The 15,041-nt window shown below is 61.0% G+C and carries 16 protein-coding genes and 1 pseudogene; 6 read left to right on the top strand and 11 right to left on the bottom strand.

What is annotated here, in order from left to right:
- Window positions 1-37 precede the first annotated feature (37 nt).
- Together P0D96_RS03275 and P0D96_RS03280 are read right to left on the bottom strand one after the other, a co-directional pair.
- Window positions 38-661: a glutathione S-transferase family protein gene (locus tag P0D96_RS03275; RefSeq protein WP_408311615.1), complete on the bottom strand. Its 624-nt coding sequence runs from the start codon at window positions 659-661 to the stop codon at window positions 38-40.
- Between the two features lie 74 nt (window positions 662-735).
- Window positions 736-1,683, bottom strand: coding sequence for an AraC family transcriptional regulator (locus tag P0D96_RS03280; RefSeq protein ID WP_408291340.1), 948 nt, complete (start codon window positions 1,681-1,683; stop codon window positions 736-738).
- Window positions 1,684-1,902: 219 nt separating this feature from the next.
- Here P0D96_RS03280 and P0D96_RS03285 point away from each other — a divergent pair, with 219 nt between their 5' ends.
- Window positions 1,903-2,733, top strand: a complete 831-nt coding sequence (locus P0D96_RS03285; protein ID WP_408311618.1) for an oxidoreductase — start codon at window positions 1,903-1,905, stop codon at window positions 2,731-2,733.
- A 75-nt stretch (window positions 2,734-2,808) separates the two neighbouring features.
- On the opposite strand, the gene P0D96_RS03290 is transcribed toward P0D96_RS03285, so the two are convergent.
- Window positions 2,809-3,003, bottom strand: a complete 195-nt coding sequence (locus tag P0D96_RS03290; RefSeq protein ID WP_408176896.1) for a hypothetical protein — start codon at window positions 3,001-3,003, stop codon at window positions 2,809-2,811.
- Window positions 2,984-3,397: a hypothetical protein gene (locus P0D96_RS03295; RefSeq protein ID WP_408311621.1), complete on the bottom strand. Its 414-nt coding sequence runs from the start codon at window positions 3,395-3,397 to the stop codon at window positions 2,984-2,986. The genes P0D96_RS03290 and P0D96_RS03295 overlap by 20 nt, the downstream gene beginning before the upstream one ends.
- 204 nt (window positions 3,398-3,601) lie before the next feature.
- Between P0D96_RS03295 and P0D96_RS03300 the strand changes: the two genes are divergently transcribed.
- From P0D96_RS03300 to P0D96_RS03310, 3 genes are read left to right on the top strand one after another with little or no spacing between them, the layout of a single operon-like run.
- Entirely contained in the window at window positions 3,602-4,951 is a 1,350-nt protein-coding gene (locus P0D96_RS03300; protein WP_408311624.1) for a glutamine synthetase family protein, read from the top strand.
- Window positions 4,952-4,997: 46 nt separating this feature from the next.
- Window positions 4,998-6,356 (top strand): aspartate aminotransferase family protein, encoded by a 1,359-nt coding sequence (locus tag P0D96_RS03305; protein ID WP_408311700.1) that lies wholly within the window; start codon window positions 4,998-5,000, stop codon window positions 6,354-6,356.
- 53 nt (window positions 6,357-6,409) lie between these two features.
- Window positions 6,410-7,057, top strand: a complete 648-nt coding sequence (locus P0D96_RS03310) for a GntR family transcriptional regulator (RefSeq protein ID WP_132374610.1) — start codon at window positions 6,410-6,412, stop codon at window positions 7,055-7,057.
- 189 nt (window positions 7,058-7,246) lie between these two features.
- Here P0D96_RS03310 and P0D96_RS03315 read toward each other — a convergent pair whose 3' ends face one another.
- Window positions 7,247-8,143 (bottom strand): LysR family transcriptional regulator, encoded by an 897-nt coding sequence (locus tag P0D96_RS03315; protein ID WP_408311627.1) that lies wholly within the window; start codon window positions 8,141-8,143, stop codon window positions 7,247-7,249.
- 146 nt (window positions 8,144-8,289) lie between these two features.
- Between P0D96_RS03315 and tam the strand changes: the two genes are divergently transcribed.
- Together tam and P0D96_RS03325 are read left to right on the top strand one after the other, a co-directional pair.
- On the top strand, window positions 8,290-9,066 hold the full coding sequence (gene tam / locus P0D96_RS03320; protein ID WP_408176902.1) for a trans-aconitate 2-methyltransferase: 777 nt from the start codon (window positions 8,290-8,292) through the stop codon (window positions 9,064-9,066).
- Window positions 9,067-9,231: 165 nt separating this feature from the next.
- Window positions 9,232-9,597, top strand: a complete 366-nt coding sequence (locus P0D96_RS03325) for a hypothetical protein (RefSeq protein WP_310811900.1) — start codon at window positions 9,232-9,234, stop codon at window positions 9,595-9,597.
- 250 nt (window positions 9,598-9,847) lie between these two features.
- Here the strand turns inward: P0D96_RS03325 and P0D96_RS03330 are convergent.
- From P0D96_RS03330 to P0D96_RS03355, 6 genes and pseudogenes are all read right to left on the bottom strand, one after another.
- Window positions 9,848-10,685, bottom strand: a pseudogene (locus tag P0D96_RS03330) (LysR family transcriptional regulator).
- A 554-nt stretch (window positions 10,686-11,239) separates the two neighbouring features.
- Window positions 11,240-11,686 (bottom strand): hypothetical protein, encoded by a 447-nt coding sequence (locus P0D96_RS03335; RefSeq protein ID WP_408291354.1) that lies wholly within the window; start codon window positions 11,684-11,686, stop codon window positions 11,240-11,242.
- A 35-nt stretch (window positions 11,687-11,721) separates the two neighbouring features.
- On the bottom strand, window positions 11,722-11,973 hold the full coding sequence (locus P0D96_RS03340) for a PAAR domain-containing protein (protein WP_408291356.1): 252 nt from the start codon (window positions 11,971-11,973) through the stop codon (window positions 11,722-11,724).
- Complete coding sequence (locus P0D96_RS03345) at window positions 11,948-12,427, bottom strand: hypothetical protein (protein WP_408291358.1); 480 nt, start codon at window positions 12,425-12,427, stop codon at window positions 11,948-11,950. The genes P0D96_RS03340 and P0D96_RS03345 overlap by 26 nt, the downstream gene beginning before the upstream one ends.
- 3 nt (window positions 12,428-12,430) lie before the next feature.
- Window positions 12,431-13,423 (bottom strand): 3D domain-containing protein, encoded by a 993-nt coding sequence (locus tag P0D96_RS03350; RefSeq protein WP_408311630.1) that lies wholly within the window; start codon window positions 13,421-13,423, stop codon window positions 12,431-12,433.
- 3 nt (window positions 13,424-13,426) lie between these two features.
- A partial coding sequence (locus tag P0D96_RS03355; protein ID WP_408311632.1) for a DUF2345 domain-containing protein occupies window positions 13,427-15,041 on the bottom strand: 1,615 nt, incomplete at its 5' end.

A 15,041-nucleotide genomic window follows, 5' to 3' on the forward strand; every position in this document is an offset into this window, starting at 1 on the left:
CGGATTCTTGTAAGCGTCGCGCGTTCGCGCGAACGCGTCATGGCGTGCCGTTGCGGCAATAGGTTCGGTAGGCTTCGCGCGTGGAGAGACGCGCCATATACGCCGCGACCGCGGGCAATTCGCCGTGCTGCAACGGCGTTTCCAGCCAGCGGTTGATGGACAGCGCGATCGGAATGTCCGCGAGCGAAAATGCGTCCCCCGCGATGAACGCGCCGGTTTTCCGCAACTGGTCTTCGATCATGGCCATATGCCTCGCCCAGTTCGCGCACGACAGTTCGATCTGCTGCGGATCCTGGTGGGCCGGCGAATGCCGGACCAGCGCCAGAAACGCGTAGCTCCATGAACGGTTCAATTCACTCGCCTGCCAGTCGATCCACTGATCGCAGCGGGCGCGCTCGCCAGGTTCGACGGGATATAACGACTCGCCGTGATAGCGGCCCGCCAGGTAGCGGATGATCGAATTCGACTCCCACAACACGAACTCGCCGTCCTTGATGACGGGGACCATTGCGTTGGGATTCAGCGCGAGAAATTCCGGCACGTTGGTCGCGCGAAAACCGGCGCCCCAGTCTTCCTGTTCGAATGGAAGCGCGAGCTCCGCGCACGTCCACAACACTTTGCGGACGTTGATGGATGAGGTCTTGCCGAGTATCTGTAGCATGGGTTCAAAGCGTATCGACGGCTCGATGAAACGGACAGGCACAGTTTGCGCCATGCGCACCGGGCCAGCGCCGTTCAGTGCGACGCGACGAAGATCGACCCCGGCGCGGGCGGTGGCACGGCAAAGGATTTGCGCATCCGGTCGGCCTCCTCGACCGGACTGCGACCGAACAGGCGCTTGAATTCGCGGCTGAATTGCGAGGCGCTTTCATACCCCACCTGCACACACGCGAGCGCCGCCGTCACCTCGTTTCTCACCATCAGCAGGCGCGCCTGATGAAGCCGCGTCGACTTCAGATATTGCATCGGCGAGGTGCGCGTCACGGCCTTGAAATGCGAGTGGAAGCTCGGCACGCTCATGTTCGCTTCCAGCGCGAGTTGCTCGATGTCGAGCGGCTCGCGATAGCATGCGTGAATCTTGCGGATCACCTTGGCGATTCGGGCGAACTGGCCTTGCGCGGTCAGCGCGGCGCGCATCGATCCGCCCTGCTCGCCGGTCAGCACGTGGAAGTAGATTTCGCGCACCAGTGCCGGGCCGAGCAACTCGGCCTCGAGCGGCACGCTCATTGCCTCAAGAAAGCGCAATACGGAAGCGCTCAGCTTCGCGTCGAGCGGCGTCGACATCATGCCGCGCGGCTCGGCCGGCACGCCGGCCTCCCGCTCGTCGAGTTGCAGCATCAGATCGGCGGCCAGCTTGAAGTCGAGGCGGAAATAGATGGCGAGCAAGGGCTCCGCCTCGCTTGCTTCGGTTTCCATGGAGAACGGCACCGGCACCGAGACGGCCAGGTAGTGCTGCGCGTCGTACACATAGACCGTCTCGCCGAGAAAGCCCCGCTTGCGCCCCTGGCACACGATCACCACGCCGGGGTCGTACAGCACCGGTGTGCGGCTGAGCGGCCGGTTCGAGCGCAGAAAGCGCACGTCGGGCAGCGCGGTGAGGTTGTAGCCTTCCAGCGGCGCGAGATTTTCGAGCAAGGCCACCATGCGTTGACGCGCGCTCGGATCGTGGTGTTTGTGCTTCACTGCGGGCCCCGTCGACATGGCTAAGCAGATTGCACTTTGCCATCGCTGCGCCGGAAAATCCATCCGCTCATAGAATTAGGCAATCACCGCAGACGAACCGGCATTTGCGCCCAGCCCTGCCGCTCCTACCATTCAGTCCTATGCTGGTTTCCGTCGATGCCACGCGTTTTCGCCCGAAAGCGCTATGTGATGACGGACAAAACAAAGGAGTGGATCACCATGAGCAAAACGTTTCTGATCACCGGCGTCAGTTCCGGTTTTGGCCGCGCATTCGCACAGGCGGCACTCGACGCGGGCCATACCGTCGTCGGCACGGTGCGCAATGAAGCGGCGCGCGATGCGTTCACGGCGTTGGCGGCCGAACGGGCGCATGCCGTCGTGCTCGACGTCACGGATTTCGAGGCGATCGCGCCTGCTGTCGCCGCGATCACGCAAACGGTCGGCCCGATCGGCGTCCTCGTCAACAACGCCGGCTACGGACACGAAGGCACGCTGGAGGAATCGCCGCTCGACGATCTGCGCCGTCAATTTGACGTCAACGTGTTCGGCGCGGTCGCGATGATCAAGGCCGTGCTGCCCGCCATGCGCGAGCGCCGGTCCGGCCACATCATCAACGTCACGTCGATGGGCGGCTTCATCACGATGCCCGGTATTGCGTACTACTGCGGCAGCAAGTTCGCGCTCGAAGGCATCACCGACGCGCTGGCGAAAGAAGTGGCGGGTTTCGGCATCAAGGTCACGGCCGTTGCGCCCGGCTCGTTCCGTACGGATTGGGCGGGCCGCTCGATGGTCCGGGCAAGCCGCAGCGTCGCCGACTACGACACCTTGTTCGACCCGATCCGCGAGGCGCGCGAAGCAAAGAGCGGCAAGCAGGCGGGTGATCCGCGCAAAGCGGCGCAGGCGCTGCTGGAAATCGTTGCGGCAAAGAATCCGCCGGTGCATCTGCTGCTCGGCAACGATGCGCTCGACCTGGTGAAGACGAAGCTGGCGGCGTTGAACGAGGAGATCGAACAGTGGGAACCACTGTCGCGCTCCACAGACTTCGCTTGAAGCAACGCCCCTCATGCGCCGCCATGGGCGCGTGAGGGGCACGGTGAAAAGCGGCGCCTCGGCTAACTCGACCGCTTACTGATTGCGAACCCGAATCGGGCCGCCGATGCTGTTGCACAACAAGTAGCCGTTCGGGAGAAGTTGCGGCTGCGCGTAGCCACCGTTACCCCGGTTGGACGAGCCGAAAATCGCGCGATGCACGACCTTGCCGGTGTTCCAGTCGAGGCCGGACATCTCCCAGCCGTCCTTCTCATGGTAGCCGTTGATCATCACGATGTTGGATGTGCCCGCTCATTGTCGGCGTCATGCTGATCGGCACCGCGGTAGCGTCGGTCCACGCCGACTTCCATTGATGTTTCACCGGATCCCCATCGATCCGTTCGGCGCTGCGCGCCGGCTTGTTGATCGGGCCAAGCGAAAGAACGTCGACCAGCTTGTCCTTCTCGCCGTGTTCAGCAATGTTGTTGACCACGAACTCGCTATAGCCCTTGCCGACCACGGATTGCTCGGACTGGATATATTTCGTGCTCAGCGGCAAGCCCGCGGTCACCGGGAACTGCCCCGCGATGCGATTCGACTTCGTGCCCGGCTGCTGCGTGAAAAGGTGCCATGCGATCGATTGTTCCGCATACCTCGACGCCGCGAGAGTGACACCGCGTCGCATAAAGCCTGCGGCAAAGCAACCCAGGGAACGGTGGAACCGGGCGCGCGCGCACGGGTTTCATCCCATTTCACAAAGGCTGAATTCGTGGCATGATTTGATCAAATCCCACAATGCAAAAAATCCAGCTTTTCCGAACAGGCGGCTCATCGCGCTCCGTTGTCGAAAGCGCCTCGCGCCGCTGTCATCAACCGACTGGAGTCAACCTTGCAAAGCGACCTACACGGCGGCTTGCGCGAATTCCTCGAACATCACCGGATCCATGAAGTGGAGTGCGTGATACCGGACATGACCGGCGTCGCGCGCGGCAAGATCGTGCCGAAGAACCTGTTTCTCTCGGAAGGCAAGATGCATATGTCGAATGCGCTGCTGATGATCACCGTCAACGGCGAATTCGCGAATTTCGAGCGCTTTGTCGGGCCGAGCGATCCCGACATGGTCTGCATTCCCGATCCGAACACGGTGCGCCTCGTGCCGTGGGCCATCGAACAGGTGGCCGTGGTGATTCACGACTGCGTCGGGCTGGACGGCAAACCGATCGGCATCTCGCCGCGCGCGGTATTGCGCCGCGTGCTGCAGCTTTACGAAGAGCGCGGCTGGCGCCCGGTGGTCGCGCCGGAGATGGAGTTCTACCTGATCGCGCAGAACAAGAATCCGCATGAACCGCTGCGCCCGCCGCTCGGCCGCGCGGGGCGCCACGAAGCCGGCCGCCAGTCGTTTTCGATAGACGCGGTCAACGAATTCGATCCGTTCTTCCAGGACCTGTCGCGTTTCTGCGAGATGACGCAGCTCGGCGTCGAGACGCTCGTGCATGAGGTCGGCGCCGGGCAGATGGAGATCAATTTTTCGCACGGCGACGCGCTCGATCTCGCCGACCGCGTGTTCCTGTTCAAACGCGCGGTGCGCGAAACGGCCTTCCGTCACGGCATTTTCGCCACCTTCATGGCCAAGCCGATGGAGCACGAACCGGGCAGCGCGATGCATATTCATCAAAGCATCGTCGATCGGGAAAGTGGCCAGAACATTTTTTCGCTGCCGGACGGCTCGGCCGGCCCGCTGTTTTTCAACTATATCGGCGGCTTGCAGAAGTACATGCCGCAAGCCATGCCCATGTTCGCGCCGTACGTGAACTCCTACCGGCGCCTGTCGCGCTTCACCGCCGCGCCGATCAACGTGCGCTGGGGTTACGACAACCGCACCTGCGGAATCCGCGTGCCGAACTCCGGGCCGGACGGCCGGCGGCTCGAAAACCGCGTGCCGGGCGTCGACGTGAACCCGTATCTCGCCATGGCGGCCACCCTCGCCTGCGGTTATCTCGGCATGGTGGAGCAGCAGGAAGCGTCGACGCCGATGATCGAAAGCGCCTACGACCTCGAATACGAATTGCCGCGCGGTCTCGAAGACGCGCTCAAGGCGCTATCGAAATGCGGCGAACTCGCCGAGGTGCTCGGCGACAGCTTCGTGCAGGCGTATTGCGCGGTGAAGGAAAAGGAATTCGAGACCTTCTCGCAAGGCATTACCGCGTGGGAACGCGAGCATCTGCAACTGCTCGTCTGAGCGTGGACCGCAGCCGACAACCTGATTGGAGAGCGTGCAATTGCAATTGAATACCCGTCACGGCATCAACTGGGCGCGCGCGCAAGCGCTCGTCGAACGCGAACGCCGCGCGTTCGTCGAGGCCATGCCGAAGTCGCGCGCGTTGTCCGAACGCGCGGCGCGTCACCTGCTGTTCGGCGTGCCGCTGCACTGGATGAACGACTGGTCGACACCCTTCTCGCTTTACGTCGAAGAGGCGCGCGGCGCCGCGTTCACCGATGTGGACGGTCACCGCTATGCGGACTTCTGCCTCGGCGACACCGGCGCGATGTTCGGCCATTCGCCGGCGCCCGTCGCACGAGCGCTCGCCGCGCAGGCGCAACGCGGTTTGACGACCATGTTGCCGGGCGAAGACGCCGCCTGGGTCGGCGAAGAACTCGCGCGCCGTTTCGGGCTGCCGTACTGGCAGTTCGCGATGACCGCGAGCGACGCCAACCGCTTCGTGCTGCGCTGGGCGCGCGCGGCGACCGGGCGCAAGCAGATCGTGATTTTCAACGGCTGCTATCACGGCACCGTGGACGACGTCTTCGTCGATCTGGTCGACGGCAAGCCGCAACAGCGCGACAGTTTGATCGGCCAGGTGCACGACCTGCTCGGCAGCACGCGCGTAATCGAATTCAACGACCTGGCCGCCTTGGAAAACGCGCTAAAAGATGGCGACGTGGCCTGCGTGCTCGCCGAACCCGCGCTGACCAACATCGGCATGGTGCTGCCCGAGGCGGACTACTGGCGCGAGGCGCAAGCGCTGATGCGCCGCTTCGGCACGCTGCTCGCCATCGACGAAACGCACACGATCAGTTGCGGCCCCGGCGGTTATACGAAGGCGCACGGGCTCGAACCCGATCTGTTCGTGCTCGGCAAACCGGTCGGTGGCGGCTTTCCGTGCGCTGTATATGGCTTTAGCGCCGAATTCGCCGCGCGTGCCCAGCAGGCCAAGCGCGGTGCGCCGCCGGGACACTCCGGCATCGGCACGACGCTCACCGCGAACATGCTGGCCATGAGCGCGATCCGCGCCACGCTCGCCGAGGTTATGACCGAGGCGGCATACGAGCATATGTTCGCGCTGGCGGAGCGCATCGAGAGCGGACTGCGGGACGCGATTGGGCGGCACGGACTTGCGTGGTGCGTGACGCGTGTCGGCGCCCGCAACGAATTCCAGTTCATGCCGACGCCGCCGCGCAACGGCAGCGAAGCCGGACGCCAGCTCGATCCCGAACTGGAACACGTCTTGCACCTTTATTTGCTGAACCGTGGCGTGTTGATCACGCCGTTTCACAACATGATCCTGGTCTGCCCGGAAACGTCGATAGAAGACGTGGACAAGCTGGTCGCCGCGTTCGACGCCTGTCTTGGCGAACTGACCTAAAGTCGCGTCGACTTTTTTTGCACCCTTTTTGAAGGGGTTTTGCATCGAGCATTATGAAAACTTCGCGCCATCACACGCTGCAGGACCAGACCTACGACACGCTGCGGCAGTGGCTAACGATCGGACGCTTCGTGCCCGGCGAGCGCATCAAGATCCGCCACGTCGCCGCCGAACTCGGCGTGGGCGAAATGCCGGTGCGCTCCGCCTTGCAGCGCCTCGCGGCCGAATCGGCGCTCGTCAACGTGCCCAATTGCGGCGTGACGGTGCCGCATCTGTCGAAACAGCAGTTCGACGATGTGCTGCGCGTGCGCCTGATTCTCGAAGGCCAGGCCGCCGAACTCGGCGTGCCGCATCTCACGGCGCACGACCTCGGCACGCTGGAAAAACTGAATGTGCAGATGGCGCAGGCGTTGCGCAGTGCCGACACTAAAGGTTATCTCGACGCCAACGAGGCATTCCATCTGATTCTGTACCGGGCGGCCGGCTCGCCGCTGCTGCTGGAGTTGATCGAAACCGTGTGGCTGCAGGTCGGGCCGATTTCGAATTTGCTGTTCGGCGAGGCGCTATTTGCCGATTCGCTCAATGATGCGCACGACGATCTGTTGAGCGCTGCCAGAGCGCGCGACGCTGCCGGCGTGCGGCGGGCGATCGAGCGTGACCTGAATCATGCTGCGACGTGCTTGCGGGCGCAGTGCTTGTAGGCATGCGATGGGTGATCGGGCGCAATCTTCCGAGTCTTGCAGCGATGTGTGTGCGGGCGCATTGCCCAAGATGCTCACTCTGCACCGTGCGACGGTGACTGAACGCGACCTGGGCTAAGCGACAACATATTTACGCTTGCCGAGCCTGAAGACGTTCCAGCTTGAAGCACCGGCGTTACGCAGCCGCGCTCAGCCTTTTAGCGTCGCCTGCTCGAGAATCATGTCGTAAAGCGCCTGCGCCGCCGGCGACAACTGCGCGGTCTTGCGCGCCACGAGAACGAGCGTGCGCGACACGGCGGGATGCGTGAGCTCGACGGTGCGCACCGTCGGATACGCGCCCTTCTGAAGCGCGAGCGCCGGCACCACGGCCGCGCCCACGCCCTGCGCGACCAGCCCGACTGCCGTCGAACTGCGCTGCACCTCGTAAAAGGAGCGCAGCGCCAGTTCGCTCGTTTCCAGCGCGACGTCCAGTAACGCGCGGTTGCCGCTCACCTCGCCCGCAAAGATCAGCGGATAAGCCTGCAGCTGCTGCCAGGCGATGCGGCGCCGCTTCGCCAGCGGATGATGCTCGTGGCAGATCAGAACGTAGCGGTCCTCCGTGAGCGGCACGCTGGCCAGATCCGGATGATGCTCGCGCGCGATATTGATGCCGAACTCGACCTCCCGGCGCAAAACCGCCGCCTCCACCGCTGACGACGCGTGATCGAGAATCCTGATGCGGTTATGCGGATACCGCGCCGAATACGCCTGCAGAATGCGCGGCAAATATTGCACGCCCACCGTCGGCACGCAGGCGATCGACACATCGCCGCGACGCGCCACACCGGTCTCGCGGATTTCGACCAGCGCGTCGGCCAGTTCACCGAGCAAGCGGCGCGCTTGCGGCAGAAAACTGCGCCCGATTTCGGTGAGCGCCGTGGAGCGTGTGGTCCGCTCGATCAGTGTGACGCCGAGGTAGGTTTCGAGCTTGCGCAGACGCTGCGTGATGGCCGTTTGCGTGACATGCAATGAATCGGCGGCGCTCTGGAAGCTGCCGCGATCCGCAATGGCGACGAACGCCTGAACGCCGAGCGTGTCGATTTTCATTAGAAAAATGAAGTAATCGGAATGATAAATTCATTTTACTCCGCCCTTGTGGGCGCTGAGAATGAGCGGATTGGATCGGTTCGAACCGCCGAAGAGACGCAATCGCCGGCCACCGATCCGGCCACCACGGACACAAGGAGCATCAGATGACGTCGAAGAAGGATTGGCACGCGAAGCAGTACGTGTTGTTCGAAAACGAGCGCACACGCCCGGTCAGAGATCTGCTGGCGGCTGTGCCGCCGACGGAGGTGAAGAGCGCGGTGGACATCGGCTGCGGACCCGGCAACTCGACCGAGGCGCTCGCCGCGCGCCTGCCGGGCGCGGCGGTCAGCGGCATGGACAGTTCGCCCGACATGATCGAGGCGGCCCGCAAGCGTCTGCCGCAATTGCAGTTCGACGTGAGCGACATTTCCACGTGGGACGCGCCGGGACCGTACGACCTGATCCTCGCCAATGCGGTGCTGCAATGGGTACCCGACCACGAGCGGCTGTTTCCGTCGCTCGTGACGAAGCTCGCGCCGGGCGGCAGCCTCGCCGTGCAGATGCCGGACAATCTGGACGAACCCGCGCACCGTCTGCTGCGCGAAATCGCTGCTGACGGCCCTTGGGCCCACCAGCTCAAGGGCGTCGAGCGCACCATGCGCTATGGCGCCGGCTGGTACTACGCGTTGCTCGAACCGCTGTGCGCGCGGGTCGACGTGTGGCGCACCGTCTACCACCACCCGCTCGCGGGCGGCGCGGACGCGGTGGTCGAATGGTTCAAGGGCAGCGCGCTGCGGCCGTTCCTCGCCGAGCTCGACGACGCCGGACAAGCCGCTTTCTTGCAGCGTTACCGGGACGCGATCGCCGCGGCTTATCCGGCGCTCGCCGACGGCACGGTGCTGCTGCCGTTTCCGCGGCTGTTCATCGTCGCCACCCGCTAGCGGCGGCGGCCCGCGAGCGGGTGGCCGTGCCGGCTGTGGCGCCGGCGCGCGCCAGGGTACTCAGGAATTGCCCTGCTTGAATTCTGCGTGATATTGTTCAATGAAAGTGGGGAACGGCGACTCGCCGTTCTCACCGGAACGCAATTTTCAGCAGCGAGCGTCGCCATGAGTGATGTACGCCATCATCTGAGTCCACGAGACCGTTTGGAGCTGTTGTGCTGGCTCACATGCGGGAGTCTTGGCGCCTATTACCTGAATGAGGACTGGCCGGACGCGGCGTTTCATGTGCAGGCCGCGCATAAGTGGCTCGACCGGCGGGCGCGCGAGGCTGATTGGCTCACGATCGCCAAGTTGACCGCTACCGCGGTGGAGATTGCGCGGCGGCATGCGCAGTTTGTCGAAGCGGATTGGGCGAGAGATGCGGTTGAGGAGATTCTTGATACTGATGAGCTCGATCCTCAAGCAAGGCTTGTGAGGCAGGTTATTGCGGATTGTCAGAGTGCTTTGGCGGATAAGAGGTTGGCGGATTGATTTTGGGTTTTGGCCTTTCCTTGAAATCATAGTGGTCTATTAGCGTTGCCCCTGTGCGGGGCGGCACCTACTTTCTTTGCCGCCGCAAAGAAAGCGCCTTCACACCGCTAATTCTTAAGCGGGTCCCTCGCGCAGCCACGGTAGGGAGCCGCCGTCAATACGTTTCGGGACAAAGTGGCACTGTTCGCATTCCAGATCAAGCAACGTGAGCTGATACCATTGTGCCGCTCCAATCTGTTTCACCCCGCATCTATTCCGCAAACGCCTGCACATGCTCCAGCGCCCCGTCACGGGGCGCAATATCGAGCCAGTAACCGAACGGCCCGATTACCTCCACCTCCGAAATCCGCGCGAGACGGCCGTCAGCCAGTTCCTCGCCGATCATGTTGCGATCCACGATTGCGAGTCCTACGCCTTTGCGCGCGGCACGTATCGCCTGCTTGAGCATGGAGAACTCGATCCCGTTTTCCGCGTAATGCGCGGGCATACCGGCCATTGCCAGCCAGTCCGGCCAGAGACTGAGGCGCGCGTTTTCATGCAGCACGTGCAGCGCGGGCAACCGGTCAAGTGGCGCGCCGACCGGCTCACCCGTCAGGTGACGTGCGCCAACAAGCGCGTGGCGCTCGATCATCAGCAATTCCGAATGCACGCCCTGTAACGCCTCGCGTCCAAACCGGATGGCGCAGTGACAGTCGTCGGTGGGCTCGGTGCGGATCGATAGCTTGACATCGGGTAGCGCCAGCGCGAGCGCCGCGACTTGCGGCGAAAACTTTTGTCGCAAAGGCCGGAGGCATCGAGACAATCAGGCAGCGGTGTCCGGCTTCGCTGGCAATGTGCCGGCATCCCCGCTCGATCATGTCGAAAGCCTCGGCGAGACAGGGCCGCAACTGCGCGCCGGCTGCGGTCAGGCGGATACCCGCATGGTCGCGCTCAAACAGCCGGACCCCAAGGGAATCCTCAAGCATCCTGATCTGCCGGCTGACCGCGCCCTGGGTCACGCATAGCGCGGCAGCGGCCCGGTCGAAACTCAGGTGACGGGCCGTTTCATCAAAGAAGCGCGGCGCGATCAGTGAAGGCAAGCGTCGCAAGGATCACCTTCGGTCTTTCCAATCATTCAGGTAAACGAAGTATTCCGGGGTGCCGGTCCACTGAAATTCAGGCCCGCAGGCGGTCAAAGGGATAAAACCCGCCTGCGCACGCGTGGCCCTTTTCGGGGACCGGCAGACTGATTCGATCGCAACGCGGCGCGGCACACTAGCGTTGTACCGAATTTACAAGTCGCTGAGATCAACCTGGCTCGCTCATTCCTGGTACGCCCCACGAATCGTCAGAGGGCGGGCCCGAAAGCGGGACGAAATGCCACTGTTCAAACTCTGGATCGAACAGGGCGTGGTTCAAATGGTCATGGCGTAGCCCGGTCCCGCGAGCCCGCATATTCGTGCGCATCGTTTCCACTCTTCGAACTGCAAGTTCAATTTTTCGGCGCGATCTGCACCGGGCCAAATCCAGGAATTAACCGCGCTGTTTGCTTCCTGCCACGCGTAAAGGCCCGCCCCGTCATACAGCGTGTTCAACATCGCGATGCGTATCCGCATCCACCCCAAACTCCCCGGGCTTACGTGCCTCTGCGGCCGAATCCATTTCAAGCACCTTGCAAATGTGAACCGGCTCTCCCTCCTGCGTCAGCAAGAGCCGGTTCGCCTCGCCCATCCACGACACATGCAGAGCCGCAGCCGCAGACCCGTCGGCCGTGCGCAAAGGATTGTGCGCCGATGGCTGCGGCCCATGCAATGTCGTAACGCAAACCAGGCTTCCTTATGCGCGCCCCTTCGATGAGCGCATCAAGCGGCGACATGAAACATAGAGCCAACTTGCCTTCCCATCCCTCGACCGCGATCCGCGCCACATCAAACACCCCCGGTTCGTCTTCCAGCAGCAACACATATGCGCGAGGTTTGAAAAAGAACAGCAAACGGGACCGCGGTGGCAGTATCCCGCGCGCAACTGCAATCCGTTCATAGTGCGCATCAACGGCTTCTCTCTCGCGCCGCTCGCGCAGACTCCTGGAGCGTTGGTCTCCAGCCTTCACCTGTCATCTCCCTTTAGCCTTGTATTCGTCATCACTCATGCCAGACTGGAAATCAGACGGCAACCGCACGTAGCAAGATGCCCCTGACGCGCGACGGGCGTACTGCGATCCATGATTTTCCTGTCGCCTTCGAGGATCACGTTAGGCCGGACCTCGGGGTGCAGCGGGCACTCGACGAGATCGCCCTTGCGAGCCACGCGCCGTCCGCCGTACCGCATGGTGTCGGAGGCGGTGATAACTTCGCCGCCGTGGTCGGTGGTGTCACTTAGTCGGATGAGGTCGATCATCTTTGCCTCCTCGATCAATGAACTCTGAGGTACTCACTTGCGATTGGTTCGGCGGCGGATTCACTTCAATTGCATAGAAATCCTCTTTAACAGTTTGTGCTCCTCCCGGCCCGTCAACTTCCTTTCCGTTTTCGTCGAAGAAGTGCGCATCGGTGTCTATCACCACCTGGATCGAGCAGGAATCGCTACCAGGCGCGCTACGGAGCCTTGCACATACTTGGTATGGTCCAATTCGCGCCAACGCCAACTTTGGATTTACATCGGCTCCAATCGTTACTCCAGTCGCATCTTTCTCAAACTGAAATGTTTGCAACAAAAATTGTGCAAAGAAGGGTCGCTGTTTAATCAACGGCAAAACCTGTTTTTCAAAGTCAACTGTTCCATCCGCGAAGCAACTTGATCCATAGGAAGTCAACGACAAAAATATTGCCCAAAATAATTTTGACCTTTTCATGCGCTAGTCCTTTATATATTTGACGCGACGCTGAGTTCCATTAACCCCACCATGCAGCCACGCTTGCACAACACTAGCGCCAGCACCCAAAAAATTATCGACATGGCGGCCAACGATGGCGCTTCCACGATCGTCTGCATATCGATCCCCAACGCCATCAATATTGACGTGTGCGCGCGGAGGAATTACGTTCCTATCGACCGCTATTGAATGGTTTTCCGTCACCGGCCCAAACGAACCTTGAACTGTATTCGTGTATGCAAAGGTGACTTGCGCCGGATCCTGGATATGGTCGCGATGTCCATGGCTGTTCAAATGCCACGTAGTAGTCATGCTAACAAATCGTACGTAGCGACCGTTTAAAGCCATTCCTGTGCCTTGCATGACGACTCCGGATGCACTGAAAAGAAAGTCATATCTGTGCTGGTCGCCCAACCCGTTCCCGTCGGTCATCTCGCCACCAAAATCCGATTCATTGCAGACGTTATAGCCAGTGATCAAAAACGTTCCTTCGTACCATGCGTTCTTTAAAGTAATCGAAAGCGGCTGCGCAGAAATATCTGGATTGTCCACAGACAGCCGAAGTTCGCCAGAATTCCTACTTTCAAGCGTGATCATTATCGTGCCATCGGGACCCGTAGATGATGAACTTAGCCTGATGACATCGCCGCTACGATTGCTCTTAATTGACACGCCCTTTCCTGCGATTGGCGTTCCGTCCGATGTCTGCCGCACGATTATCTTTATCTTCAATTGATAGAGAATATTTCCATGCAGGACAGTAGACGCAGACGGAATAATTGGTAAGACGTCACCATGCAGATTGTTTTGAACCTCCCAGCGCAACACGGCGTCGGCCACAGGTACAGTCACATTAGACATGGGATGCGGATTCGAAACACCGTAGCCGACAGCAGTCGAAGGTGCGGCAACTGGAGCAGCGGCAGGCGCCCCCTCAGACGCGGGATTAGCTGTCGGCGACTGAATATCACTCATAAATCAACCTCCATGGACCAGATGAACGGTTAATTTTTCCGCACCGTTTGTTGCTACCCGCATGGTCTTGCCCGTGACGTCTGTAATGCCATCGACAATTTCACCTGACTCCCTCACAATTCTGTATTTGACATTAGGCAGCGGCTTACCTGTCGTCTTATTCACAAACGTAAATTGCTCGTCGTGAGGTTTGCTCGGCATATTAAGAGGTTTAGCTACCGGTCCGGGTATGTCAAACCCTGCACAATGAAATAAACATTGGCCCTCGGTATAGATAAATGCTCCATTCGAATTCAGTGTCAATTGCGTCCCGCCCGCATTTAACGTAATTTCATTCGGGGTTTTAAGATTGATTGGACCCTGTTCGCTTATGATCTCAACAATTTTCTGAGCGAGCAGACTCATGCCGTCGGTTTTCGCCTCCAGCGAGATTTTTCCCGCCGCCGCAACCATTGTGATACCCATGCGCTGAACGAAAACGCTGAAGCGCTCCCGTATCGAAGCGACAAGTGACTTGCCTGCTGCAATGCCGACACTCAGGCCGGTGGTCAATGCCAGATGCTCGTTACTGGCAATGTGCGTGCTTTTCCCCGCAGTCAGTGCAGTGCTGGCGGCACTTGCGAGTACAAGCTGTGGCTCTGAAAGTTCCGGGAACAGATTGTCGTCGGTCTTCGGTCCACCACGGATGCCGTCGTTCTGGGCCTCCAGCGCGCTCGTGATTTCAGACTGATCGGTTCCTGACTGCTGCGCTTCGTGATACTGGGCCTGCTCCAGGAGGCTTTCCTGTAGCTCACGCGCTGCCGTAAGTCTCTGCACCGTCTCGCCCATGTCCTTGACGGGGGCCGTTGCGCCCGCGCGCGTTTCGGTCGTAATGAGAATACCCGGTGCGCGCATCACGGCGTTTGCATCAGTGGCGATCTCGATGCCTTCGCCCCGCGCTTCCTTGCGCCCCTTGTTGCCGTCGATGCGCGTGTTGTAGCCGACAATCAGCCGTGACTGCGCATGGTCGCTGCTGACCTGTACCTGAAGTTTGCCGGGCGTGTCGTCTGCGACGATCTGGTTAGCCTGGAACCCTTTGAGTTCCTGCGTCCGCGTGCCGCTCAGTGCGTAGTTGGCTGGCAGTAACCACGGTGGCTGCCTGAACCGGTTGGCCATCCGGTCGGCAATATAGGGCTTGTCAGGGTCGCCTTCGTGGTAGTTGATCGTCACTTCCTGCCCGATACGGGGCACGTAGATCGAGCCGAACGAATTGCCCTGCCACGGCGAGGACACGCGCACCCAGCAGCTCGCGTTCTCGTCCTTCGGCCTGTCCACGTCCCACAGGTAGCAGATCTTGACCCGACCGTACGCATCGACCCAGGTCGTCTGATCCTTGGGACCGACCACCACGGCTGTCTCGGCGTAACAGCGGGGCTTCTTCTTCGGCCTGTTCCTGAAGAACCGGTTAGGCGACTGCAGCACGAAGTCGGTCACGCACTGGAACTGGCCCGCGCCTGGTGTCTTGCCCGATATCGTCGTCTCGCTCACGTTGTGGATATCGAGTGTGGTCGACACCACCAGGTACTCGGCATTGACATCTGACTCCGGGTGATCCGTGAGAAAGAATGTCCTGCCGGTC

Source organism: Paraburkholderia sp. RL17-347-BIC-D (assembly GCF_046027915.1).
GTDB lineage: Bacteria > Pseudomonadota > Gammaproteobacteria > Burkholderiales > Burkholderiaceae > Paraburkholderia.